Origin of the sequence: Tropicibacter alexandrii (assembly GCF_003667315.2) — a bacterium.
Taxonomy (GTDB): domain Bacteria; phylum Pseudomonadota; class Alphaproteobacteria; order Rhodobacterales; family Rhodobacteraceae; genus Tropicibacter; species Tropicibacter alexandrii.
This window is the reverse complement of record NZ_RCTZ02000009.1, coordinates 107,319-130,836: the sequence shown is the minus strand read 5'-3', so window position 1 is coordinate 130,836 and position 23,518 is coordinate 107,319. Positions and strand designations below refer to the sequence as shown.

The 23,518-nt window shown below is 63.7% G+C and carries 24 protein-coding genes and 1 pseudogene; 12 read left to right on the top strand and 13 right to left on the bottom strand.

From position 1 onward, the window contains the following. Nucleotides 1-79 precede the first annotated feature (79 nt). The 3 genes from D8Z78_RS13475 to D8Z78_RS13465 are packed head-to-tail and all read right to left on the bottom strand — an operon-like array spanning nucleotide 80 to nucleotide 2,575. The gene (locus D8Z78_RS13475) at nucleotides 80-1,816 is read right to left on the bottom strand and encodes a sensor histidine kinase (protein WP_121630789.1); all 1,737 of its coding nucleotides are present in this window, start codon (nucleotides 1,814-1,816) and stop codon (nucleotides 80-82) included. Next, nucleotides 1,813-2,373: an RNA polymerase sigma factor gene (locus D8Z78_RS13470; RefSeq protein ID WP_121630788.1), complete on the bottom strand. Its 561-nt coding sequence runs from the start codon at nucleotides 2,371-2,373 to the stop codon at nucleotides 1,813-1,815. Before D8Z78_RS13470 ends, D8Z78_RS13475 begins: the two co-directional genes overlap by 4 nt. Continuing rightward, entirely contained in the window at nucleotides 2,366-2,575 is a 210-nt protein-coding gene (locus tag D8Z78_RS13465; protein WP_121630787.1) for a NepR family anti-sigma factor, read from the bottom strand. Before D8Z78_RS13465 ends, D8Z78_RS13470 begins: the two co-directional genes overlap by 8 nt. A gap of 107 nt (nucleotides 2,576-2,682) precedes the next feature. On the opposite strand from D8Z78_RS13465, the gene D8Z78_RS13460 reads away from it, so the two are divergent. Continuing rightward, nucleotides 2,683-3,495, top strand: a complete 813-nt coding sequence (locus tag D8Z78_RS13460; RefSeq protein WP_121630786.1) for a response regulator — start codon at nucleotides 2,683-2,685, stop codon at nucleotides 3,493-3,495. A gap of 71 nt (nucleotides 3,496-3,566) precedes the next feature. Here the strand turns inward: D8Z78_RS13460 and D8Z78_RS13455 are convergent, their stop codons facing one another. Beyond that, entirely contained in the window at nucleotides 3,567-3,737 is a 171-nt protein-coding gene (locus tag D8Z78_RS13455; protein WP_121630785.1) for a DUF1328 domain-containing protein, read from the bottom strand. Nucleotides 3,738-3,853: 116 nt separating this feature from the next. Between D8Z78_RS13455 and D8Z78_RS13450 the strand changes: the two genes are divergently transcribed. Further along, nucleotides 3,854-4,144 carry a hypothetical protein gene (locus D8Z78_RS13450; RefSeq protein WP_121630784.1) on the top strand — a complete coding sequence of 97 codons (291 nt, stop codon included), beginning with the start codon at nucleotides 3,854-3,856 and terminating at the stop codon, nucleotides 4,142-4,144. On the opposite strand, the gene D8Z78_RS13445 is transcribed toward D8Z78_RS13450, so the two are convergent. Continuing rightward, nucleotides 4,141-4,506 (bottom strand): hypothetical protein, encoded by a 366-nt coding sequence (locus tag D8Z78_RS13445; protein ID WP_128910789.1) that lies wholly within the window; start codon nucleotides 4,504-4,506, stop codon nucleotides 4,141-4,143. The genes D8Z78_RS13450 and D8Z78_RS13445 overlap by 4 nt on opposite strands. Nucleotides 4,507-4,584: 78 nt before the next feature. Here D8Z78_RS13445 and D8Z78_RS13440 point away from each other — a divergent pair, with 78 nt between their 5' ends. The 3 genes from D8Z78_RS13440 to D8Z78_RS25310 all read left to right on the top strand — a co-directional run bounded on the left by D8Z78_RS13440 (nucleotide 4,585) and on the right by D8Z78_RS25310 (nucleotide 8,355). Then, complete coding sequence (locus D8Z78_RS13440) at nucleotides 4,585-5,310, top strand: Crp/Fnr family transcriptional regulator (protein ID WP_121630782.1); 726 nt, start codon at nucleotides 4,585-4,587, stop codon at nucleotides 5,308-5,310. A gap of 267 nt (nucleotides 5,311-5,577) precedes the next feature. Beyond that, nucleotides 5,578-6,891, top strand: a complete 1,314-nt coding sequence (locus D8Z78_RS13435) for a DEAD/DEAH box helicase (protein ID WP_121630781.1) — start codon at nucleotides 5,578-5,580, stop codon at nucleotides 6,889-6,891. Nucleotides 6,892-7,086: 195 nt separating this feature from the next. Next, nucleotides 7,087-8,355 carry a calcium-binding protein gene (locus D8Z78_RS25310; RefSeq protein ID WP_121630780.1) on the top strand — a complete coding sequence of 423 codons (1,269 nt, stop codon included), beginning with the start codon at nucleotides 7,087-7,089 and terminating at the stop codon, nucleotides 8,353-8,355. Nucleotides 8,356-8,503: 148 nt separating this feature from the next. On the opposite strand, the gene ychF is transcribed toward D8Z78_RS25310, so the two are convergent. Together ychF and D8Z78_RS13420 are read right to left on the bottom strand one after the other, a co-directional pair. Continuing rightward, a complete protein-coding gene (ychF, locus tag D8Z78_RS13425) occupies nucleotides 8,504-9,601 on the bottom strand; it encodes a redox-regulated ATPase YchF (RefSeq protein ID WP_121630779.1) in 1,098 nt (365 codons plus the stop codon). Nucleotides 9,602-9,713: 112 nt separating this feature from the next. After that, on the bottom strand, nucleotides 9,714-10,091 hold the full coding sequence (locus D8Z78_RS13420; protein WP_121630778.1) for a DUF805 domain-containing protein: 378 nt from the start codon (nucleotides 10,089-10,091) through the stop codon (nucleotides 9,714-9,716). A 180-nt stretch (nucleotides 10,092-10,271) separates the two neighbouring features. Between D8Z78_RS13420 and D8Z78_RS13415 the strand changes: the two genes are divergently transcribed. Continuing rightward, complete coding sequence (locus tag D8Z78_RS13415; protein WP_206169683.1) at nucleotides 10,272-10,685, top strand: VOC family protein; 414 nt, start codon at nucleotides 10,272-10,274, stop codon at nucleotides 10,683-10,685. Here the strand turns inward: D8Z78_RS13415 and D8Z78_RS13410 are convergent. After that, complete coding sequence (locus tag D8Z78_RS13410; protein ID WP_121630777.1) at nucleotides 10,672-12,030, bottom strand: MATE family efflux transporter; 1,359 nt, start codon at nucleotides 12,028-12,030, stop codon at nucleotides 10,672-10,674. The two genes, D8Z78_RS13415 and D8Z78_RS13410, sit on opposite strands and share 14 nt — an antisense overlap. A gap of 119 nt (nucleotides 12,031-12,149) precedes the next feature. Here D8Z78_RS13410 and D8Z78_RS13405 point away from each other — a divergent pair, with 119 nt between their 5' ends. Further along, nucleotides 12,150-12,785: a TIGR02453 family protein gene (locus tag D8Z78_RS13405; RefSeq protein ID WP_121630776.1), complete on the top strand. Its 636-nt coding sequence runs from the start codon at nucleotides 12,150-12,152 to the stop codon at nucleotides 12,783-12,785. A gap of 22 nt (nucleotides 12,786-12,807) precedes the next feature. Here D8Z78_RS13405 and ppk2 read toward each other — a convergent pair whose 3' ends face one another. Both ppk2 and D8Z78_RS13395 read right to left on the bottom strand, forming a co-directional pair. Next, the gene (ppk2, locus tag D8Z78_RS13400) at nucleotides 12,808-13,782 is read right to left on the bottom strand and encodes a polyphosphate kinase 2 (RefSeq protein ID WP_121630775.1); all 975 of its coding nucleotides are present in this window, start codon (nucleotides 13,780-13,782) and stop codon (nucleotides 12,808-12,810) included. A gap of 76 nt (nucleotides 13,783-13,858) precedes the next feature. Further along, nucleotides 13,859-14,742 (bottom strand): annotated as a pseudogene (locus D8Z78_RS13395) (NAD-dependent epimerase/dehydratase family protein). Between the two features lie 68 nt (nucleotides 14,743-14,810). Here D8Z78_RS13395 and trpA point away from each other — a divergent pair. Continuing rightward, nucleotides 14,811-15,602, top strand: a complete 792-nt coding sequence (gene trpA, locus D8Z78_RS13390; RefSeq protein ID WP_121630774.1) for a tryptophan synthase subunit alpha — start codon at nucleotides 14,811-14,813, stop codon at nucleotides 15,600-15,602. On the opposite strand, the gene D8Z78_RS13385 is transcribed toward trpA, so the two are convergent. Together D8Z78_RS13385 and D8Z78_RS13380 are read right to left on the bottom strand one after the other, a co-directional pair. After that, complete coding sequence (locus D8Z78_RS13385) at nucleotides 15,590-16,960, bottom strand: ATP-binding protein (protein WP_121630773.1); 1,371 nt, start codon at nucleotides 16,958-16,960, stop codon at nucleotides 15,590-15,592. The genes trpA and D8Z78_RS13385 overlap by 13 nt on opposite strands. Continuing rightward, nucleotides 16,957-17,496, bottom strand: coding sequence for a heme NO-binding domain-containing protein (locus D8Z78_RS13380; RefSeq protein ID WP_121630772.1), 540 nt, complete (start codon nucleotides 17,494-17,496; stop codon nucleotides 16,957-16,959). The genes D8Z78_RS13385 and D8Z78_RS13380 overlap by 4 nt, the downstream gene beginning before the upstream one ends. Before the next feature lie 139 nt (nucleotides 17,497-17,635). Between D8Z78_RS13380 and D8Z78_RS13375 the strand changes: the two genes are divergently transcribed. Together D8Z78_RS13375 and D8Z78_RS13370 are read left to right on the top strand one after the other, a co-directional pair. After that, complete coding sequence (locus D8Z78_RS13375; RefSeq protein ID WP_121630771.1) at nucleotides 17,636-18,799, top strand: alpha-hydroxy acid oxidase; 1,164 nt, start codon at nucleotides 17,636-17,638, stop codon at nucleotides 18,797-18,799. 112 nt (nucleotides 18,800-18,911) lie between these two features. Then, nucleotides 18,912-20,462 (top strand): hypothetical protein, encoded by a 1,551-nt coding sequence (locus D8Z78_RS13370; protein ID WP_128910788.1) that lies wholly within the window; start codon nucleotides 18,912-18,914, stop codon nucleotides 20,460-20,462. A 94-nt stretch (nucleotides 20,463-20,556) separates the two neighbouring features. Here D8Z78_RS13370 and D8Z78_RS13365 read toward each other — a convergent pair whose 3' ends face one another. Beyond that, nucleotides 20,557-21,705, bottom strand: a complete 1,149-nt coding sequence (locus D8Z78_RS13365) for an MFS transporter (RefSeq protein WP_121630838.1) — start codon at nucleotides 21,703-21,705, stop codon at nucleotides 20,557-20,559. A 147-nt stretch (nucleotides 21,706-21,852) separates the two neighbouring features. Here D8Z78_RS13365 and D8Z78_RS13360 point away from each other — a divergent pair, with 147 nt between their 5' ends. Continuing rightward, on the top strand, nucleotides 21,853-22,476 hold the full coding sequence (locus D8Z78_RS13360) for a 50S ribosomal protein L25/general stress protein Ctc (protein WP_121630770.1): 624 nt from the start codon (nucleotides 21,853-21,855) through the stop codon (nucleotides 22,474-22,476). 369 nt (nucleotides 22,477-22,845) lie between these two features. After that, nucleotides 22,846-23,517 (top strand): aminoacyl-tRNA hydrolase, encoded by a 672-nt coding sequence (gene pth, locus D8Z78_RS13355; protein ID WP_121630769.1) that lies wholly within the window; start codon nucleotides 22,846-22,848, stop codon nucleotides 23,515-23,517. The last annotated feature ends 1 nt before the right edge of the window (nucleotide 23,518 follow it).

Below are 23,518 nucleotides of genomic sequence, written 5' to 3'. Positions count from 1 at the left end.
TGATACTCCTTTACAGCCTATGCGGCGTTCAGAAGATCAACGTGCCAGCGCGGGCCAAGTTCCCGCGCCAAGGTCCTTTTCAGGCCTTTCGCTCAGACGCGCCCTGATCGAATTCCTCGCGCGTGAAGCTGACCTCGTAGACGTAGCTGTCATCACTTTCGGTGACCGCCGCCAGCGTGTTCAACTGCGCCTCGAAGGCGCGCATCAGCTTTTGGCCGAGGCCCGAACTGGTCAGCTCGCCTGCCTTCGCGGCGGCGCCTTCGCAGGAATTGGCGACGCGCAACGTCACCTGCCCCGATGCGGCGGCAAAGGTCTGGTGGACCTCGATGCGCGCCTGCCCCGGCGCGCGGGCATATTTCAGCGCATTGGTCAGCGCCTCGGCGGCCAGCATCGACAGCGGCACCGCCTGATCGGGATAAAGCTCGACGCTTTCGAAATGCGTCTCCAGCGTGACATCCGGCCGCCCGAGCGACTGCGCCACGTCTTCGATGACCGCCTGCAACAGTTCGGCGGCGTCCACCGTGGTCAGATCGGGCGCGGCATACAGCGCGCGGTGCAGCATCGCCAGCCCGCGGACCCGCTGCTGCAAGCCCGACAAGAGGCCGCGCGCCTCGGCGGACTGGGCCGAGCGCATCTGCATGTTCATGATCGAGGCGATCAGCTGCAGGTTGTTCTTGACCCGGTGATGCACCTCTTTCAGCAGCACCTTCTTGTCGCGCAGGTCCTGATCGCGGCGCTGCTCCGCCTCGGAGATCAACAGCGCCATCCGGTTGAAGGCGCGTTCCGCCTCGGCCAGTTCCTCGGGCGGATTGTCCAGCGCCAGCGACCCCACCGCCCGGTCACCCAGCGCAAAGCGCCGCATCGCCGAGCGCAGTGCGCGCACGTGGCGCACGACCAGCCGCTGCACGCCCAGATAGGCCACGCCCATACCGGCGATCCACATCACCAGCGGAAAGGCCAGCGCCATCCGCCCCTGCAATGATCCACCCAGATTGGCACTGTTTTCGTAGGGCGCGCTGCCGACCAGCACGACGCTGCCGGGGATCAGTTCCGACACCGCGAACAGGCGGCGCGTGCCCGACCCCGCCAGTGCCTCGAACGTGGACCCGGCCAGCCCCACCAGTTGCTCCGGCGTCACATCGCGCGGCAGCAGGTCCTCGGTCCGGTAATCGGGATCGGTCGAGACGACGATCTCGCCCTCGTTGTTGACGGTCAGCAGCCGCAAATCGCTTTCCAGCTGTGTCTCGCGGATCGTCTCGTTGGCGACGCGCAGCGGGATCGACACGGTGGCAAGCCCCTGCAGCACCCCGCGGCGCATGATCGGATGTATGACGATCGCCACCGCCTCGCCAGACACGATGCCGTCGCTGCGCATGACCACATGCGGGCCGGTCTTGGTGATGGCGTCCTCGAAATCCGGCGTTCCGGCAAAATCCAGTTCCTCGTCATGCGACGAGCAGCGCATCCGCCCGTCCATCTCGATGAACCCGGCGAAGACGAAGTTGCTGTGTTCCGCGATGAAATCCGTGACCGCCGCGCGGCAGGTATCGGCGCTGGCGGCGAGCACCAGCGCGCCCAGACCTTCGGCCGCGCCTAGAGCCTTCTGGAACAGCTCGCGCTCCGCATGGCTGGCGGCCACGGTCTTGGACATGAGCGAGGTGCGCGACATGGCCTCCGCCTCGTCGAGCACCTTCTTTGTCTGGTAAAGCGACAGCAGACCCAGCGGCAACAAAGCCAGGGTCAGCAGCAGGACCAGCCTGACGGAGAGGCTTCGGCCGTAACTGCCAAGGCGCCGCATCCGTCCACCGGCGATCAAGCTGCGCTCTGGTTGTCTGAGACGATACCGGATGTGACCACGTCAGTAAGTTCCAGCTTCTCGTCCTCCTCCAGATGCATAAGTTGCGCCAAACGCGCGCGGGCGCGGTTCACGCGGCTCTTGATCGTGCCGACGGCCACGCCGCAGGCCTCGGCTGCCTCTTCATAGGAAAAACCCGACGCGCCCACAAGGATCAGCGCCTCGCGCTGTTCGTCGGTCAGCTGGCCGAACGCGGTGTTGAAGTCGCGCATCTGCAACCGACCGTCATGATCGGGCTTCTGCGCCAGCGCACCGGACAGTTCGCCCTCGGAATCCTGCACCTCGCGGCGGGCCTTGCGGTGGTGCGAATAGTAAGTGTTGCGCAAGATCGTGAACAGCCAAGCCCGCATGTTGGTGCCCGCCTCGAAGGTGTGGATCTTGGACCACGCCTTGACCAGCGCATCCTGCACCATGTCATCGGCCAGTGCCGAATTGCGCGTGAGGCTCATGGCAAAGGCACGCATCGCGCCGATATGCTCCACGATCTCGTCGCGCGGATCGACGTTCTTGTCACGCATGATCGTCGTCTCCATGCGCGGGCTGGGGGACCGGCGATCGGGTTTGGGTTTCGCCCGACTGCGCCGTTTCCTGCGCGCGCAGCTGGTCAAGGAGATTGAGGAAGCGGTCAGGAACATCCTGTTTCACCACCTCATCAAAGGCCTTGCGGAGGTTGTCGTCGATCTCGCTTTGCAGCCTTGATCTCTTGGCGTTGTGAGTCATGTCACCGTTGTACCTGTATTGGGACGTATTTTTTAAACGATAGCTGGAACCAAACGCCGGAACCTGACGTTGGTTCCGAGAAAACTTGCAACACAGGGCAAAAAAACATGGCTGAAGCGACAACTGTCGATCTGACCACCAGCGTAGGGGCAAATTTGCCGTACCTGCGCCGCTACGCACGCGCGCTGACCGGCTCGCAAGAGCGGGGCGACAGCTACGCCGCGGCAACGCTTGAGGCGATCCTGTCCGATCAGGGCGCCTATGACCGCACGATCGCGCCCAAGCTGGCGCTGTTCAAAGTGTTTCACACCATTTGGTCCAGCTCCGGCGGGGCGATGGCCGATACCGATACCGGGCTGGCCTCGCGCGCGCAGGCGCACCTGTCGCGACTGACCTCCGGCACCCGCGAGGCGCTGCTGCTGCACACCATCGAAGAGATGCCGCTGACCGACCTTGCCCGCGTCATGGACGTCCCCGAGGACGAAGCCGCGCGGTTGGTCGACATCGCCTATGCCGAGATGGCGAAATCCCTGTCCGGTCGCGTCATGATCATCGAGGACGAAGCTATCATCGCGCTCGATCTCGAAAGCATGGTCGCCGAGATGGGCCATCAGGTGACCGGCGTCGCGCGCACCGAAAGCGCCGCGATGGATCTGGCCAAGGCGGAAAAGCCCGACCTCATCCTGTCCGACATCCAGCTCGCCGACAATTCCTCGGGCATCGACGCGGTCAACCGCATCCTCGAACAGCATTATCCCGATGTGCCGGTGATCTTCATCACCGCCTTCCCCGAGCGCCTGCTGACCGGCGACGGGCCGGAGCCGGCCTTCCTGATCTCGAAGCCCTATACCGAGGAACAGGTGCGCTCGGCGGTCAGCCAAGCGATGTTCTTCTCTTCGACCGAAACCCTCAAGGCCTGACGCCATCGCGTCGACGCCGCAAAAAAGGGCCCCGTGCGGGGGCCCTTTTTCATGTGTCATGTCTGATCCGGTCACGGCGTCCGACCGCGCAAGGCGCGGGCGACAAGCGCCACGATGAACAGCACCAAGAAGATAAAGAACAGGATCTGCGCGATCCCGGCAGAGGCCGATGCGATGCCACCAAAGCCGAAAACGGCCGCGACGATGGCTACGACAAAGAAAAGAATGGCCCAGTACAGCATGGGAAAAGTCCTTTCGGGTTGTTTCCTTGATCTGTCCTGTCAACCCGTCACCAGCGCAAAAGTTCCCACGGAACCAGCCCGCCCCGCCCGCGTTCATATTCGGAAAGGAGAGATCAATGACATATCATCCCATGGACACCGATCCCGAATACGAAACCACCGAGGGCCGCATCAAGCAGTTCGGCGACCGCGCCCGTGACGGCGCACGCAAGCTGTCCGACGACGCCCGCGAAACCGCGCGCACGGCCCGCGAAGGGGCGCGCGAGGCGGTCCATTACGGTCAGCACCAGATCGCCGCCGCCCAGTCCGAATTCGAACGCGGCGTGCAGCGCAACCCGGGGCTTGCCGTCCTTGGCGCGCTGGGTGCGGGTATCGTGCTGGGCATGGCCCTGCGCGGTCGTCGCTAAAGCGACAGCGCAGCGATCGCCTTTTGCAGATCGATATCGGAATATGGCCGCCGGACTGCGACGACGCCCTCGGCGATGTCGCGGCCCGGCTCCATGTCGATACAGATCAACGGCGCACGCAACGCAAGCACCAAGTCCAGCAGGTCGCTGCTGCCACTGCGGTGCATCGACAGCGCAAAGACCACCACGCTCGGCGCGTGCGCAGCATTGCGGATCATCACCGCGGCTTCGTCCGCCCCGAGGACCTGTGCCACCGGACCGAACCGGTGCAGTTCAAGGAACTCGGCCAGATCTTCCGATTCGATGGTATTGTTTGCCACGATCAACGCTTTGAACGGGGCGAATGTCTTCTGAGCTGTCATCAATGTACCCCCAAGCCGTGAGGCTATCACGACCCTTGGGCGGCAAGAATTAAACCACGACATAGTTAGATAAAATATATGAGAAATTGCAAAGCCTGTCCCCTTCGCCAAAGCCCCGCCTTCCTGTCGATGACAGATGAGGAGGAATCGTACATGCAAACCCTCAAGACCGGTGAACGGCATGTGCGGGCGGGCCAGAACGTGCTGTCCGCAGGCGAGGATTCGGACATGCTTTACACCGTGCTCGACGGGCTTGGCCTGCGCTCGGTGCCGCTGCCCGACGGCGAACGACAGGTGGTGGGCTTCGTGCTGCCCGGCGATTTTCTCGGGCTTCAGGCCGGGGTGATGAATGAGATGGACCATTCCGTGACCGCCACCACCGATATGATCCTGTGCTGTTTTCCCAAGACGCGCCTGTGGGACCTGTTCCGCAACTGCCCGGCCCGTGCCTATGACATCACCCATCTCGCCGCGCGCGAGGAAAGCCTGCTCGGCGAGGCGCTGAGCGTGATCGGCCAGAAGGCCGCGACCGAACGGGTCGCATGGGCCCTGCACAAACTGTTCGTACGCCTGCGTCGGATCGAGCCGTCGTCCGGCAACGCCGTCGCCCTGCCCTACCGGCAACAGGATCTCGCCGATGCGCTTGGCCTGAGCCTTGTCCACACCAACAAGACGCTGGCCCGCCTGCGCGATCAGGGTCTCGCCGACTGGTCGGCCCGGCGGCTGGTCGTGCCCGATCCGGACCGGCTTTATGCCGAAACTGGGCTGGATGCCGATGCCTACCGTCCGCGCCCGCTGCTCTGAGCGGCGACGTTCCCCTTGACAGATCGTGCCCAAAGCCTCATGTGAGGCCAGTCGCTGCGCTGCCGCGTGAGCATGCCGCGCCTTTTCTGACAAGGGCCATCAGCGACAGACCTGACCAGTTCCCCATCACGCAGGGTTCCTGAACGCTTCGGCCAAGTGCCCGGGAAACGCCCGCGCATTCAGAGGCCGCGCGAACCCTCGGCTCGTCGGAGTGTCTCCGGTCGGGTCACCCAAGGGCGCACTCATGCGCCCCGCAAAGGAAATAGATTGTCCGATTTTGCATCGCTCGGCCTTGCGCCGAAGCTGAACGAGGCGCTCGACCGCGCCAAGCTGACCAAACCCACCCCAATCCAGTTGCAGGCGATCCCGCACGCGCTGAACGGGGATGACGTGCTGGGTCTCGCCCAGACCGGCACCGGCAAGACGCTGGCCTTTGGCCTGCCCTTGATCCACAACCTGATGTCCGACCAAGGCCGCCGCGCGCCGAAATCGGTCAAGGCGCTGATCCTTGCGCCGACGCGCGAGCTGGTGAACCAGATCGCCGACAACCTGCGCATGTTGACCGATGGCACTCATCTGCGCGTCACCACCGTGGTTGGTGGCCAGTCGATCAACCGCCAGATCGGCGTGTTGTCCAAGGGTGTCGACATCCTCGTCGCCACGCCGGGCCGCCTGATCGACCTGATCGACCGCCGCGCCGTCGACCTGTCCACCGCGCGCAATCTGGTGCTGGACGAGGCCGACCAGATGCTCGACATGGGCTTCATCCACGCGCTGCGCCGCATCGCGCCGCAACTGGGCACGCCGCGCCAGACCATGCTGTTCTCGGCCACCATGCCGAAGCAGATGGAGGAACTCTCGCGCGCCTATCTGACCGACCCCAAGCGCATCCAAGTTGCGCCTCCGGGCAAGGCGGCGGACAAGGTCACCCAGTCGATCCACTTCATCGGCAAGGGCGAAAAGCCCGCCAAGCTGCGCGAAATCCTGAACGCGGATCGTGACGCCCTGACGCTGGTCTTTGCCCGCACCAAGCACGGCGCGGAAAAGCTGATGAAGGGGCTGGTGGCCGATGGCTTCAACGCCGCGTCCATTCACGGCAACAAAAGCCAAGGCCAGCGCGACCGCGCGATCAAGGCCTTCCGCGAGGGCGAGATCACCATTCTGGTCGCCACCGACGTCGCCGCGCGCGGCATCGACATCCCTGGCGTGGCCTATGTGATCAACTACGAACTGCCCGAGGTGCCCGACAACTACGTCCACCGCATCGGCCGGACCGCCCGTGCCGGCCGCGAGGGTGAGGCGATTGCGTTCTGCGCCCCCGAAGAAGGCGATCTGCTGCGCCAGATCCAGAAGCTGATGAAGGTCGACATTCCCGTCGCCAGCGGCTTTGCCCCGATTGGCCCGATCCCGAAAGACCCCGACCGCAAGCCGCGTGGCGGTGGTGGCGGCGGTCGTGGCCGTGGCCATGGCGGCGGTCAGGGCCAAGGACGTGGCAAACCGGCCCATGCGGCGGGCAAGCCCGCAGGCGGCAACGGCGCGAAGCGCCGCCGTCCGCGTCGCGCCAAGGCGATGTCGGCCTGATCGCCGAGTCTCAACAAATCGTCTCGGGGCGGCGGATCATCCCGCCCCGGGAAACCAAGGTTCAACCCTGGATTGCGAAAATCGGACCTGTCGCCCCATTTTCGCCCTGAATTAACCAAAATTCTTCCATGATTGGCGCAGGCCGTTAACCTTGCCCGGTATTGTATCGATGCCGTTTGCAAGGGAGCCACTGCCATGGCCATCATCACCGGAACCAATCAGGGCGATTCGATCGTCGGCACGGATGAGGACGACATCATCGACCTCTCTGGCGGCAACGATTCCGTCTTTGCCGATGGTGGCCACGACCTGATCTATGGCGGCGGCGGCAATGACTCAATCCATTCGACCATGGGCAACGACACCGTCTATGGCGACAATGGCGACGATTCGATCGACGTCTCTTGCGGCGACGACTATGCCGAGGGCGGCGCGGGCAACGACCTGATGGACGGCGATTCCGGCCATGACACGCTGCTGGGCGGGGACGGCAACGACACGCTGATCGGCGGCGGCAAGGATGACCTGCTGCTGGGCGGCGACCGCCGCGACAACCTGTATGGCGGGCGCGGCAATGACGTGCTCGACGGCGAGGCGGGCAATGATACCCTTTCGGGGGGCAAGGGCGACGACCTGCTGACCGGCGGCACGGGCAGGGATGTATTCGTCACCGAGGGCTGGAAATCCGGCAATGACACCATCACCGACTTTGCGCAGGGCGACGACCTGATCGACCTGACCGCGCTTGGCGTCTACGACATGGCGCAACTGAGCGTGGCCGTGTCCGGTGCCGACCTGCTGCTGACCCTGCCCGGCGGCGCGGTGCTGACCCTGCAAGGGGCTGCGGGCCTGACCCTGACCAATGACGACTTCACGCTGGTCGCGGCGCCCAATGCCGGGGACCTGACCGATGCGGATGACCGCTTTTTCGGGACCCTCTTCGCCGACCTGCTCGATGGCGGTCTGGGCAATGACACCCTGTATGGCGAGGCGGGCAATGACACGCTTTCGGGGGGCGCGGGCAAGGACCAGTTGCGCGGCGGTGACGGCGTGGATGTGCTGTTCGGCGGCGACGCCAACGACAAGCTCTGGGGCGGTGCCGACGCCGACATGCTGTCGGGGGATGCCGGCAATGACAAGCTCTACGGCGAGGCCGGGGATGACGATCTGGATGGCGGCGCGGGCAAGGATGACCTCACCGGCGGCGCGGGCGATGACGAGTTGACCGGCGGCGCGCAGGCGGATGTCTTCATCTTTGGCGCCGGGGACGGCAACGACACGATCACCGATTTCGAGGATGGCTCGGACCTGATCGACCTGACGGCGCTGGGGCTGTCCGGCATGGGTGCGCTTGGGCTGGCGCAGGTCGGTACGGATGTGGTGATCACGCTGGCTCCGGGCGACAGCGTGACCGTCGAGAACATCGGCTTGGCGCAGCTGACCGCCGACGATTTCGTATTCTGAGGACGGCATGGGGGCTCTGCCCCCAAACCCCCGAGGTATTTTCGGACCAAAGAAGCCAAGGGGCGCGCTGTGCACACGCTGCATACGCGCGACATCTTGTGCACGACCTTATGCCGCGCTTGTATGCAGATTGTCGACAGGCGGGCCGTCAGGTGTTGAACAGGAAGTGCAGGACGTCGCCATCCTTGACGGTGTAGGCCTTGCCCTCGGCGCGCATCTTGCCCGCCTCTTTCGCCGGGCCTTCGCCGCCCAAGGTGACGTAATCGTCATAGGCAATCGTCTCGGCGCGGATGAAGCCGCGCTCGAAATCGCCATGGATCACGCCTGCCGCCTGCGGGGCCAGCGTGCCCTGCTTGATCGTCCAAGCGCGCGCTTCCTTCGGGCCGACGGTGAAGTAGGTTTCAAGGTTCAGCAGCGCATACCCGGCCTTGATCAGACGATCCAGACCGGCCTCTTTCAGGCCGAGTTCACCAAGGAATTCAGCGGCTTCGTCCTCGTCCAGCTGGCTGATTTCCTCTTCGATCTTGGCGCTGATCACGACGGCGGAGTTGCCCTGCGCGGCCGCCATCTCGAAGACCTTGGCCGACAGCGCGTTGCCCTCGGCGGCGTCGCCCTCGTCGACATTGCAGACATACAGGACGGGTTTCGAGGTCAGAAGTTGCAGCATCTTCCACTGCTTGAGATCCTCGGCATCGACCTCGACCACGCGGGCGGGCTTGCCATCCTCCAAAGCGGCCATGGCCAGCTTCATCAGGCGTTCCTGCTGCACCGCTTCCTTGTCGCCGCCACGCACCTTGCGCACGATGTTCTGAAGCCGCTTTTCCAAGCTCTCCATGTCGGCGATGATCAGCTCGGTCTCGATGGTCTCGGCGTCCGAGACCGGATCGACGCGGCCATCGACATGGGTCACGTCGTCATCCTCGAAGCAGCGCAGCACATGGGCAATCGCGTCGACCTCGCGGATATTGGCCAGAAACTGGTTGCCCAGCCCCTCGCCCTTGGAGGCCCCCTTGACCAAACCGGCGATGTCCACAAAGGTCATGCGCGTCGGGATGATCTGCTTCGATCCGGCAATCGCCGCCAGCTTGTCCAGCCGGTCATCCGGCACCGCCACATCGCCCACATTGGGCTCGATCGTGCAGAACGGAAAGTTTGCCGCCTGCGCCGCGGCGGTCTTGGTGAGCGCATTGAACAGGGTCGACTTGCCGACATTCGGCAGACCCACGATACCCATACGGAAGCCCATCTGCGCTCTCCTTGCTGATCCAGACGGGCGCCTTCTAGTCGCCTGCGCGCCGTCCTGCAAGCGCGCAAAGACGGTGCCCCCCGGCCCGGACGGGACAGGGGGCGCTCAAGTCTCAGCCAAAGCGGTTCGGGCCGGGGTTCGGCGGCTGCACGAAGAAATAGATCAGCACCAGAAAACCCACCAGCGGGATTAGCCCGATCAGCAGCCACCAGCCCGACTTGTCGATGTCGTGCAGGCGGCGCGCGCCGATGGCGAGGCCCGGCAGAAGCGTCGCCAGCGAGAACAGCCCGCCCAGCAGCCCGATGCCCAGCGCCATATCGAGGAACGACAGCCCGAGCGAAATCAGGAAGATCGCGAGGAACGCCCACCAATATTCGCCCCGGTTCGAACGGCCGCTGAAATTGACGTAGTTGGTGAAGAAAAGCGTCACCGCTTCGCCTATGCCGACCTCGCGGGTATAGCCGCCTTGGCCTGCCATCGTCGTATCCATGAAAAATCCCCTGTGTTGTCCCTTGTTCAAATATCCCTGACCGGCACGATGCCCGGTGCAGGCAAGGCCAAGTCAAACAGTCCCGACCGGCCCGCGCAATGGCGGAATACCTCCGTTCCTGACCCTAGACATTTCTGTCGGGCCGCGCGCATGCTGCGATCAGCGAGACAGGAGACACCGATGCGACTGAACGCCTACCTGACCTTTGACGGGACCGCCGCCGAGGCCATGACCTTTTACCAATCCCTGCTCGGCGGAGAGTTGACGATCATGCGGTTCGCCGACATGCCCGACACCTCGATGGTGCCCGAAGGCATGGGCGACCGCGTCGCCAACGCCCAGCTGGTGCTAGAGAACATGACCCTGATGGCCTCGGACGTGATGGGGGGCGCCACGATGGGCGACGTGTTCCGGGGGCATTCCGGCTTTGACTTGCAGATCGCGCTCGACGATGTGGACAAGGGCGCGCAGCTTTATGCCGCGCTTGCCGAGGGGGGCGAGACCCAGATGCCTTGGGGGCCGCAATTCTGGGCAAAGGGGTTTGGCACGCTGCGCGACCGCTTCGGCGTGCCGTGGATGATCAACGTGGACTGACGACCATGGCGGCCCCGTGCCGCCAGAACCGCACCCCCAACGCGACCGCGGCCACCGTCAGGCCAAAGGTCAGGCCCAGCCAGACGCCGACGCCGCCCCAGCCCAGCCACATCAGCCCGGCGGCGGCGGGCATGCCCACACCCCAATAGGCGAACGCGGCGACGATCATCGGCACGCGCGTGTCGTGCAACCCGCGCAGCAGGCCCAGATGCAGCACCTGCACCGCATCCGCCAGCTGGAACAGCGCCGCGATCAGCATCAGTTGCCGCCCCACCGCGATGATTGCCGCGCGCTGCGGATCGTCTGGGTCGACGAACAGGCCGATCACCAGTTCGGGCGCCAGCACGAACAGCGCGATGGACACCGCCACGCCCACGGCCCCCATCACCATCACCACCCGAGCCCCGTCGAGCATGTGCCGCGCGTCGCCGCGCCCCAGCGCGTTGCCCGCCCGCACCGTCGCCGCGTTCGACAGGCCCATCTGAATCATGAAGGTCGCCGTCGCCACTTGGATCACGATGCCATGCGCCGCCAGCGGCACCGTCCCCAGCATCCCCATCAGCACCGAGGCCCCTGCGAACAAAGCCACTTCAGCCAGCGTCGTCAGCCCGATCGGCCAGCCCAGCCGGAAGACCTGCCCGAACATCTCCCAATCCGGGCGCCAGAAGCGTTGGAACAGCGCGTGCTCGGGCAGGACCCGCAGCGCATAGGCCACGATCAGCGCCATCGACACCAGCTGCACGAAGACCGAAGCGATGGCCGCCCCCGCGATCCCCAGTTCGGGCGCACCCCAATTGCCGAAGACCAGCGCGTAGTTCATCGCCACGTTGCCGACCGCCGCCGCCACCGTGACCCACAGCACCACGCGGGTATGCTCCAACCCGGCGAGGTAGTTCTTCATCACCATGACGCCCAACGCCGGCAGCATGCCGAAGCCCGCGATGCGCAGATAGGTCTGCGCCAGCGCCGACAGCTCGGGCGTCTGGCCCAACAGCTCCAACAACGGGCCCGACCACCACAGCAAAGGCATCATCACCACGAAATACAGGATCGACAGCCACAGCGCCATGCGCGTGGCCCGGCGCACCTGCACCGTCTCGCCACGTGCGGCGAAGGTCGCCACCATCGGCATGATCGCCCAGGCAAAACCCGACCCGAACAGGAACAGCGTGAAGAACAGCGACCCCGCCAGCGTCAGCGCCGCCAGTTCCGGCACCCCGTACCAGCCCATCATGACCGTGTCGGTCATGCCGATGGCCAGTTGCGCCAGATGGCCGCCGATCAGGGGCAGGCCAAGGCCCAGCACCGCGCGGGCATGCCCGCCATATGTCATCCGTTCAGCCATCGCGCCAAGGGGTATCGGCGCCCTCTTGCCTTGGCAAGCAGGTCTGCCCCGACGACACGCGCATTTGCCCGCAAAAAATGCTATGATGTCCACGGGGCAGAAGACCCCAGGACGATTTCATGCCCGAAGCGATTGATCTGAAACGCCTTTTGCCGGATGCGCGCGCCTTTCTGTCGGAGCTTGCCGAACAGAATACGCGTGACTGGTTCACTGCGCGCAAATCCGACTATGACAGCTATCTCAAACGCCCGGCGGAAAAGCTGCTGGCCGATCTGGCCCGCTGGATGGAGTTGGCGCAGGGCCACGCGGTGCGGACCAAGCTCTTTCGCCCGCATCGCGACGTGCGTTTTTCCGAGGACAAGACGCCCTATCACACGCATCTGCACATGATGTGGTCGCTGCCCGACGGGCGGGCCTGGATGCTGGGGATCTCGCCGGATTACGCGACCTTCGGCGCGGGCGTGATGGGGTTCGAGGCTGGGCAACTGGATCGCTACCGCGCCAAGGTGGCAGGCCCCGAGGGCGAGACGTTGGCGGCGGTGATCGCCGATCACGACTGGCGCATCGACCCGCCTGCGCTCAAGCGCGTCCCCGCCCCCTACCCCGCCGACCACCCGCGCGAGGCGCTGTTGCGCCACAAGGGGCTGGTGGCTTGGCATGACGGGTTGGAAGACGCGCTGACCGCCGACCCCGAGGCGCTCTTGCGCACCGAGATCGAGGACCGCGCCCCGCTGATGGACTGGCTGGCGCTATAGGCCAGCCAGTGTCGATTGCGCGTCAGGTCGCCTTGCGCGTATCGGGGTGCAGCGCCGTGCCGAGGATATGCTCGGAGCGGTGGATCACGTGGTTCGCGCCCCCCACGATCAGCGGATCGGCGGGCTTGGCGATCCTGTGGTCCTTGCCGGGATAGTCCACCGTCGACAGGAAATGCCGCATGCAATTCAGCCTTGCGCGCTTCTTGTCGTTCGACTTGATCACCGTCCACGGCGCATCGGCGGTGTCGGTGTAGAAGAACATCGCCTCCTTCGCCTCGGTATAGTCGTCCCACTTGCCGAGGCTCGCCTTGTCGATGGGCGACAGCTTCCACTGTTTCAGCGGGTCGGTCTCGCGGCTGTCAAAGCGCGCCTTCTGTTCGTCCTGCGTGACCGAGAACCAGTATTTGTAAAGCCGGATGCCCGAGCGCACCAGCATCCGTTCCAGATCCGGGGTCTGGCGCATGAATTCGAGGTAATCGTTGGGCTCGCAAAACCCCATCACCCGCTCGACGCCCGCGCGGTTGTACCACGATCGGTCATACAGCACGATCTCGCCGCTGGTCGGCAGGTGCTGGATGTAGCGCTGGAAATACCACTGCCCGCGTTCCTCGTCCGTGGGCTTGTTCAGCGCCACGACGCGGGCATTGCGCGGGTTGAGATGCTCGGTAAAGCGCTTGATCGTGCCGCCCTTGCCCGCCGCATCGCGCCCCTCGAAGAGCAGCACGAATTTCTGCCCGGTCTCCTGCGCCCAAAGCTGCACCTTCAGCAGCTCTGCCTGAAGCCGCGCCTTCTCCCGCTCATAGGACCGGCGCGACAGCTTCACGTCATAGGGGTATTCGCCGGTCTCGAAGGCGCGGCGGATTTCGTCGGGCGTGGGCGTGTGCGGCTTGCGCAGGGGCTGCGGCGCGGCGATCACCGCGTCGGCGGCGTCGGTCGCGTCGGGGGCGGCGGGAATGGCCTCAACGGCCTCGATCTGGGGGCTGGTATCTTCGGGCATGCGCTCTCCTTTCCTGTTTCGCCCCCGAGTCTGTCACATCGCCGCAGCCCCCGCCTTGAGCCGTGTCAAGAAACTGTCACAAAACCTCGCGCCACGAATGTTTCGGGGCGAACCCCAGCAGCCGCTTGGCCTTGTCATTGGCATAGAAGGTCTCATCCGGGCCCATCTCGCGCCGCACTGGCACGCCCTGATAGAATCGCTCCCTCACCTCGGACGAGGAAATCCCCACCGACATGTCGTCATTCGAGACGTTGAACACCTCGTAGCCCAGCCCGTCGGTCTGCAGACACCGCTCCACCATCTGCCCCAGATCGCGCACGTCGATATAGGCAAAGATGTTGCGCCGCCGCAGCGCCGGATTGTCCATGAAGGCCGGGAAGTTCTGCGCATATTCGTGCGGCTCGATCACGTTGTTGATCCGCAGACCGTAGATATCCGCCCCGGTGCGCGCCTGAAAGGACCGCCCCGTGGCCTCGTTGCAGACCTTGGACATGGCGTAGGCATCATGCGGCACGGTGGGGTGATCCTCATCCACCGGCACGTAATCCGGCTTCACCTCGCCATCGGCGAAACAAACGCCATAGGTCGTCTCGGACGAGGCAAAGATCACCTTGCGGATGCCGAATTTCACCGCCGCCTCCATGATGTTGTAGGTCGACAGCGTGTTCACCCGGAACGTCTCGCAATCGGGTTTCAGCAGGATGCCGGCACGGCGGCGAAATGCACCACCGCGTCAAACCTTGGCATCCCGGTGCCCGGCTCCAGCTCGTCGAAGCCCGCATAGCTCATCATCGCGCTGAAGACCTGCCCCGGATCGGTCAGATCGACCACAAGGTTGTCCACCCCCTCGGCCTCCAACGGCACCAGATCGAGGTTCAGCACCCGGTGCCCCTGCGCCACCAGATAGGGCACCACGTGCCGCCCGGCCTTGCCCGCACCACCCGTGAACAGAATACGCATCTCATTCCTCCCATTGATTTTCCCGGCCGCTTCCGGCAACAGACCTAGGACTGAAACCGGAGACCGCCATGACTCGTATCGACGCCAAGTTCGCCCAATTGCGCGCAGAAGGCAAAAAGGCCTTTGTCAGCTACATCATGGCGGGCGATCCGGACATCACGACCTCGCTCGAAGTGATGAAGGGCCTGCCGGGCGCCGGTGTCGACGTGATCGAACTGGGCCTGCCCTTCACCGATCCGATGGCCGATGGGCCGACGATCCAGCTGGCCGGGCAGCGCGCGCTCGATGGCGGCATGACGCTGAACAAGACGCTGCAAATGGTGCGCGACTTCCGCGCGGACGATGACACCACCCCGATCGTGCTGATGGGCTACTACAACCCGATCTACTCCCACGGCGTGGATCAATTCCTGACCGACGCGAAGGAAGCCGGGATCGACGGGCTGATCATCGTCGACCTGCCCCCCGAGGAGGATGACGAGCTGTGCATTCCCGCGCAAAAGGCCGGTCTGAACTTCATCCGCCTTGCCACGCCCACCACCGATGACAAGCGCCTGCCAAAGGTGCTGACCAACACCTCGGGCTTCGTCTATTACGTCTCGATCACTGGCATCACCGGGGCCGCCGCCGCGCAGGCCACCGATGTTGGCCCGGAAGTGGCCCGGATGAAGGCCCATACCGACCTGCCGATCATCGTCGGTTTCGGCGTGCGCACCCCCGACACCGCGCGCGAGATCGCGTCCGTCGCCGATGGCTGCGTCGTGGGCTCCGCCATCGTGGCCGAGATCGCCGCGGGCAAGTCCCCGGCGGATGTGCTGTCCTTCGTCAAGGGGCTGGCAGACGGTGCTCACTCCGCCTGAGGGCGGTCCTCGACGCGCGCCCGCAGCCTGACGCAAAGCTGCATCGCCATGGCCTGCGCCAACTCCTCGCGCCGGACGGGTTTGGACACATGCGCGTCGATGCCGTGGCGGCTGTAATCCGACACCTCGTGGGTCATCGCGTTGGCGGTCAGCGCGATGATCGGCACGCGGGGCAGCCCCTCCGCGCGCTCCGCCGCGCGGATCGCATCCGCTGCCTGCAGCCCGTCCATCACCGGCATATTCACATCCATCAGGATCAGGTCGAACGGCGTGGCGCGATGCGCCGCGACCGCCTCGGCCCCGTTCACCGCCATGCTCAGATCAAGGTCGAGCGGACGCAGCAGCAGGTCCAGCACCTTGCGGTTCGTCGCGCCATCCTCGGCGGCCAGAATGCGCCAGCGGCGCTCGGTCAGCACGCGCTGATAGGGACAGGCCCTGTCCGGTCCTGCCGCCGCCCCCGACCGGAGTGGCAGCAGATGAGCCGTCGCCACGAAACACGCGCCGCCCCCCGGCGCCGGGTGAAAGGTCAGGTCGCCGCCCATCATCCGACAGATCCGGCGCGAGATCGCCAGCCCCAGCCCGGTGCCGCCGAATTCCCGCGTGATCGAGGTATCGGCCTGCGAGAACGGCTTGAACAGTTTCGGGCGCGTCTCCTCCGGCACGCCCGCGCCGGTATCGCTGACGGCCACCTCCAGCCGGTCGCCGATCATCCGCAGGTCGAGCGAGACATGGCCACAGGCGGTGAATTTCACCGCGTTCGACAGTAGGTTCGACACCACCTGCCGCAAACGGTTGGGGTCGCCGCGCCAGCGCCCCTGTGGCAGATGGCCCGCGATCAGCAGGTCCAACCCCTTTTCCGCGGCATTGGCGCGGTGCAGCGCGACGACCTCGTCCATGAGCTGGTTGGGATCGAATTCGATGGTTTCCAGCGTCAGGCGGCGGGCCTCGATCTTGGACAGGTCGAGCACGTCGTTCAACAGCGCCAGCAAGCCATTGCCCGAGGACACGATGACGTCGAGCATATCGCGCTGGTTCGGCTCCAGCTCGGTATCCGCAAGCGCCGTCGCCATGCCCAGAACCCCGTTGAGCGGGGTGCGGATTTCGTGGCTGATCATGGCGAGAAAGGCGCTTTTGGCGGCGCTGGCCTTTTCCGCCGCCTGCTTCGCGGCTTCGAGTTCCTCTGTGCGGCGCCTGACCGCCTCTTCGAGCGTTTCCGCCTGACGTTTCAGCTCTGCATTGGCGTGGAACAGCGCCAGCGCCCGCTCTTCCAGCAAGCGCTCGGCCTCTTGCCGGGCAGAGCGTTCGCGCGCGTAGCGCCTGCGCGAGACGCGGTCGTCGCCGGGGGGCAGGTTGGTCACCGGACCTCCCGGATGACGAACAGCGCCTCGCGGCCATCGGCCCCGCCGGTCCGGGTGATCTGCATCGGGCGGTCGAAATGCGCCACGCAGGCCTCGACCAGACCGTGACAAAACGCCACCAGCGGCCTGTCAGAGCGGTACTGCATTTCCAGCCCGCCCTCCTCCAGCATCCGCGTTGCAAAGGTCGGCAGTTCCGCATCCGGGTACAGTTTGCGTACCTCCACATGCACCTGCCCCTCGATCGCCTCCAGCATCTCCAGCGCGCCCGCTTTGTCCGCGAAGAACTGCGGATAGCCCTGCTCGAACGTTCGAAACACCCAATGCCCGAACTGCCGCTGCAATTCGCCCGCATCGATCCCCGTCCGGTCGCTCAGCGCCCCCACGATCGCGAACAACTCGCTGCACGGATAGCTGCCCACCGCCGTATAGGCCCCGCCGCTGTCCAGGTCCAACCCGTCCAGCACCTCATCCACCACATCCTCGCCCACCGCCTGCTCTGCCATCGCCAGCAGTTCCGTGAAAACCATGCCCTTCATCTCAAACCCCCGGATCAGCCCTCGCACCCTAGCGCCAACCGGTGAACCAGCCCTTAAACACAAAATTCTTCGGGACATTCCCGCCAACCCGTGGCATTGGTAACCAGACCTTACCAATTCGACCAAAGCGAGTCCCGCCATGCCCGTGATCACCAATATCGAGGACCTCAAGCGCATCTACAAACGCCGCGTCCCCAAGATGTTCTACGATTACTGCGAAAGCGGCTCTTGGTCCGAACAGACCTTCCGCGAGAATGTCACCGATTTCGACCAGATCTACCTGCGCCAGCGCGTCGCCATCGACATGGCCAACCGCTCGACCAAGACCCAACTCATCGGCCAGGACGTCGCCATGCCCGTCGCCCTCGCCCCCGTCGGCCTCACCGGCATGCAGTCGGCGGATGGCGAGATCAAAGCCGCCAAAGCCGCCAACAAATTCGGCGTCCCCTTCTGCCTGTCGACCATGTCCATCTGTTCCATCGAGGACGTGGCGTCGAACACCGACAAACCCTTCTGGATGCAGGTCTACACCCTCAAGGATGACGACTTCATGCAGCGGCTCTTCGACCGCGCGCGCGACGCCAAATGCTCCGCCGCCGTCATCACCGTCGACCTGCAACTCTTGGGCCAGCGCCACAAGGACCTCAAGAACGGCCTCTCCGCCCCGCCCAAGCTGACCCCGAAATCCATCGCCAACATGATGACCAAGGTGCCGTGGGGCCTTGAGATGCTCGGCACCAAGCGGCGCTTCTTCGGCAATATCGTCGGCCATGCCAAGGGCGTCTCCGACCCCTCCTCGCTGGGCGAATGGACGAACAAGAGCTTTGACCAAAGCCTCGACTGGGACCGCATCCGCCAGTTCCGCAAGATGTGGGACGGCCCGCTCATCATCAAGGGCATCATCGACCCCCGCGACGCTTTGGAGGCCTGCAATGTCGGCGCCGACGCCATCGTCGTGTCGAACCACGGCGGGCGGCAACTCGACGGCGCGCTCTCCAGCATCCGCGCGCTGGAGCCCATCATGGACGCCGTCGGCGACAAGATCGAAGTCCACCTCGACAGCGGCATCCGCTCGGGCCAAGACGTGCTCAAGGCCGTGGCCATGGGGGCCAAGGGCACATGGATCGGCCGAGCCTATGTCTACGGTCTGGGCGCCATGGGCGAAGCCGGGGTGACAAAGGCGCTGGAGGTCATCCACAAGGAGCTGGACATGTCCATGGCCCTCTGCGGCCACCGGGATATCAACGGCGTGGACCGGGATATCCTGATGGTGCCGAAGGGGTTTTCGGGGGATTGGGGGTGAGTTCAAGATCATCCGCGGCGGTAGAAATTCGCTTGCGACTTGAAATCCCTAGACAACCACTACGTTTGGTCGCCTATTGAACTGTTAGGTGCAGTAATCGAATGGGGACGAAGTGGCGACAGTTCACCGAGGTACAGGGGTCACAGATAGCGAGCGGTATCTCCAGAAAATTGCAGAGCGCACTTTCCTTGACCTCTGGTGCTACCCAAACATTTACAGTGACAAGCGCGGCCACAAAAGCGGAGATGGCAAAGAGATTTGTGATCTTCTGGTAACATTTGGCGATGATGTCTTAATTTTTAGCGACAAATATATTGAGTGGAAACCGCACGAAGATATCGAAGTCAGCTGGAAAAGATGGTACAAGAGTGCGGTACAAAAGTCGGCGCAACAAATTAGAGGCGCAGAGCGCTGGCTAACTGAATTTCCTGATCGCGTATTTACTGATAAAGATTGCAAACATAGATTGCCAATTGCCCTACCGCCCGCCAACGCACGCCGTGTTCACGGTATTGCTGTCGCTATCGGCGCAGAAGACGCCGCCAAACAGCATCGTGATGACGAAAAAGGGACATTTTTTCTTTCCCCTGAAATAAAGGGGGACGCTCACGCCCCTAAAGATGGCTCAAACTGCATGCCTTTCTTTATTGGGGACATCGCGCCTGATGGGACTTTCATACATGTATTTGACCGAACTAGCCTCGATACCGTTCTTGATGAACTCGACACTGTAAGTGATTTCGTTTCGTACCTGAGGCATCGCGAACAAGCTTTTCGCCAACCATTAATTCTATTGGCGAACAGTGAACTGGATTTGTTAGCCTGTTACTTCGAAACGGAGGATGAAAACGGCAACCATTCCTTCTGCCCCCCTGACCACGAAACCGGTGACCTCTACGCCATTCCCCCTGGAAGACATAAACGCTTTGTTTCACGGCCCGAATACTTGGCAAGAAAAGTTGCAAACCAAGATTCCTACGCTTGGGATAAACTTATATCCATATTCGCTCAGACACTCCTTTCTGGGACAGCCATCTCACCGCCGGGCCAAGAGGAAAGCCCAATGGCAATGGAAGTCGCACTTCGGAAAATGGCAGCCGAGGACAGAACTCGCCGTAGGAGTCTCTCAGCGGGATTTATGGACGCTTTGGAACGAACCAAACACCTTCCGGATGCTCGATACTCGCGCGTGATTTACCCGGACTATGATGCTCCAGATCCCTTCTGTGCATATGTATTTTTGTTTCTACCTATTCCCGGAAATTTCCCAGACAACGCAAGTTACGAGGAGTACAGAACCGCAAGGAACAAGCTACTGGAAATATATTCATATGCAACGCTACGCCACAACAAGACACTTAAACGCGTTGTCGGAATTGGGATGGAGGGCTTAGGTGGGAAATTCCATCCTAATGGTTCCTCAGAAGACCTACTTATTCTCGAAGTGGATCAATGGACAGAAGAACTTGAACAGGAAGTGAAGGATGCAGAAGAGTATTTCGGGATAATGCGTAAAGAGCGTTTAAATTGGAGCAACATCACAACGCAAGAATTCCCAGACTACTCGAAGCCATCCCATACAACTCGAACAAAAATGTCTCGCCAACAAAGGCGAGCCATGGAACGTACTCGCAATAAGCGTTTACGTAAGCGCAGAGACTAGCGGCTTAGTACTATGTTTACTGCCCTCAAGTGCACACAAGCATTAACCCATTGTTAACAAACAAGGTTTCGCCGCGAAACCTCCCTTGGCTGCCTTAAGCCGGGGCCCCACGCCTACGCAGCACCGGCACCAGCAGCAGCGGCACCAGAATCAACAGCCCCGCCACCGCCGTGAACGACCACGCCAGCCCCGCCATTTCCGACAGCCCCCCCATCATCGGCGGCCCCAGAAAGAACCCCGCATAGCCCAGCACCGCCACCCGGCTGATCGCCAGCGCCTTCCGCTCCACCGCCACCAGCCTGCCGACCCAGGCAAAGGCCATCGGCGCCACCACCGACACCCCCAAGCCCAGCATCGCGAAGCCCGCATAGGCCATCGCCAACCCGTCCGCCCAAGCCGCCACCACGGCCCCCATCGCCGACAGCGACGCCCCCAAACTCAGCACCACCGCCTCGCTCATCCGATGCGCCACCGCCTGTCCCGAAAACCGCCCCAGTGCCATCGTGAACCCCAAGATCGCCGGTCCCAACGCCCCCTCGGCCGCCCCCGCGCCAAGGCCCCGTTCCAGATGCAGCGCCGACCAGCCCTCGGTCCCCTGCTCGGCCATGAATCCCACCAAGACGATCAGGCCTGCGGGCGCCAGCACGGCCCAGCTAATCGGGGCCGGTTCCGGGGCGCCCTCGACCCGGTCGGGATCCGGGACCGGAGACAAGATCATGGGGGCCAACAAGAGCAACACCACCAGACCTAGTGCCGAAAACACCATCAGCGGCGACCAGCCCGCCTCGCGCGCCAACCCGGTGAAGACCGCCGACAGCGCATAGGCCAGCGAGAATATCCCGTGATTGAGGTTCATCAGGGGCCGACCGCTCACCGATTCCAGCACCGACAGGCGCGCGTTCATCGCCACGTCCAGCGTGCCGCTGGCCATCGCCGCCAGCATCATCGCCAACGCGAAACTGACCCCGCCAACCGCCAGTCCCGGAAAGACGAAGGCCAGCGCCACCGCGCAGGCCAGCACCGGCACCGCGCGCAGGCCCAGCACCCGCTCGATCCACGGCGCCGCCCACATCGCCGCCACCGCCCCCGCCGTCGAGACCAGCATCGCCGCGCCAAATCCGCCATCCGACAGACCGACCTGCGGCTTGAGATCGGGCACCAGCGCGCCGAACGCGCCCCAATAGATCCCGACGGCGGCGAAGGCAGCGGCACAGCCGCGCGAGAGGTGCAAATCTTTCAACATGGCCGCGATCTGACACGGCATTCCCACCCCGTCCAGCGCGATTCACCGGAATCGGCTTGCCAAGAGGCCCGATCCATCCTACAGGCACGGCTTCACGCGGGGTGACAGCCTTGGAGGCACCCTGCCCTAGACATATTGGAGATACACATGGCTGGTGAGATTCCTGATCTCGAAGCTACGGAACGTGCGGGGACGGGCAAGGGCGCCGCTCGCGCAGCGCGCCGTGAGGGCCTCGTTCCGGGCATCGTCTTTGGCGGTGACAAAGAACCCCTGGCAATCAACATCCCCTTCAACGTCCTGCTGAAGAAGCTCAAGGCCGGCCGTTTCAAGTCGACCCTCTTCAACCTGAAGGTCGAAGGACACGAGGACGTCCGCGTGATCTGCCGCGACGTGCAGCGTGACGTGGTGAAGGACCTGCCGACCCATTTCGACCTGATGCGCCTGCGCCGCACCTCGAAGGTCAACCTGTTCATCCCCGTCGAGTTCATCAACGAGGAAACCGCCCCCGGCATCAAGAAGGGCGGCGTTCTGACCGTCGTTCGTCCCGAGGTGGAACTGGTCGTGACCGCCGGTGACATCCCCGAGAAGGTGGTCGTGGACCTCGCCGGTCTGAACATCGGCGACATCGTGCACATCAACGACGTGACCCTGCCGGAAGGCGCAAAGGCCACGATCGACCGCAACTTCGTGATCGCCAACATCTCGGCCCCGTCGGGTCTGGTGGCGTCCGAGAACGCAGCAGACGACGAAGCCGAGGCCGAAGAAGCGTAAGCTTCGACCGCTTGACGGATTTGAGAGGCCCTCGCCGGTTTGGCGGGGGCCTTTTTGTTGGGGCCGGGGAGCCGCGCTATCGACGGGCCGCGGCTGATCGAGCCTTTCACTTGATCCTCTTGATTTATCCGGGCCAAGTCCGCGAGACCTCGACACGTTGAGCCAGCCTCGACAGATCGACAGGCCGTGGGGGCGACCAGTCGGTCGCGCGGCGGCCTGCGGCCTTGGTCCCGCGCTTTGGCGCTTGGTTCCGGCGTAGGCTTTACCCGCAAACCCGACACCCGGCAGTTTTCCACCACCCGCCTCCAACCCGTTGTGACAAAAGCCGTTTCGGCGTATGACAAGAAAAACCCGATAGCGGAGGGCGCGGTGCAGATCTTTGTTGGCCTTGGCAATCCCGGCGCGAAATATGCCGGCAACCGGCACAATATCGGCTTCATGGCCTTGGACCGGATCGCCGAGGATCACGGCTTTGGCCCGTGGAAGGCGAAGTTTCAGGGGCAGTTGACCGAGGGGCGGCTTGGCTCCGAACGGGTCTTGCTGCTCAAGCCCGAGACCTTCATGAACCTGTCCGGCCAGTCCGTCGGCGAGGCGATGCGCTTTTACAAGCTGGAGCCGGGCGATGTCACCGTGTTCCATGACGAGCTGGACCTCGCCCCCGGCAAGGTCCGGGTGAAGATGGGCGGCGGGCATGCGGGGCATAACGGCTTGCGCTCGATCCATCAGCATATTGGCGAGGCTTATCAACGGGTTCGGCTGGGGATCGGCCATCCCGGTCACAAGGACCGGGTGGCGGGCTACGTGCTGTCGGATTTCGCCAAGGCCGAAGCTGACATGCTGGACGACGTGTTGCGCGGGCTGAGCGATGGCGCGCCGCATCTGGCGGCAGGCGATGCGGGCAAGTTCCAGAACGCCGTGGCCCTGCGCGTGGCCCCTGCCCGATCGTCCAAGACCGCCCCCGCCGCCAAGCCCGCACCGGAGCCCGAGCCGGAACCAGACACGCGCAGTCCGCTTCAGCGGCTGGCCGACAAGTTCCGGTGAC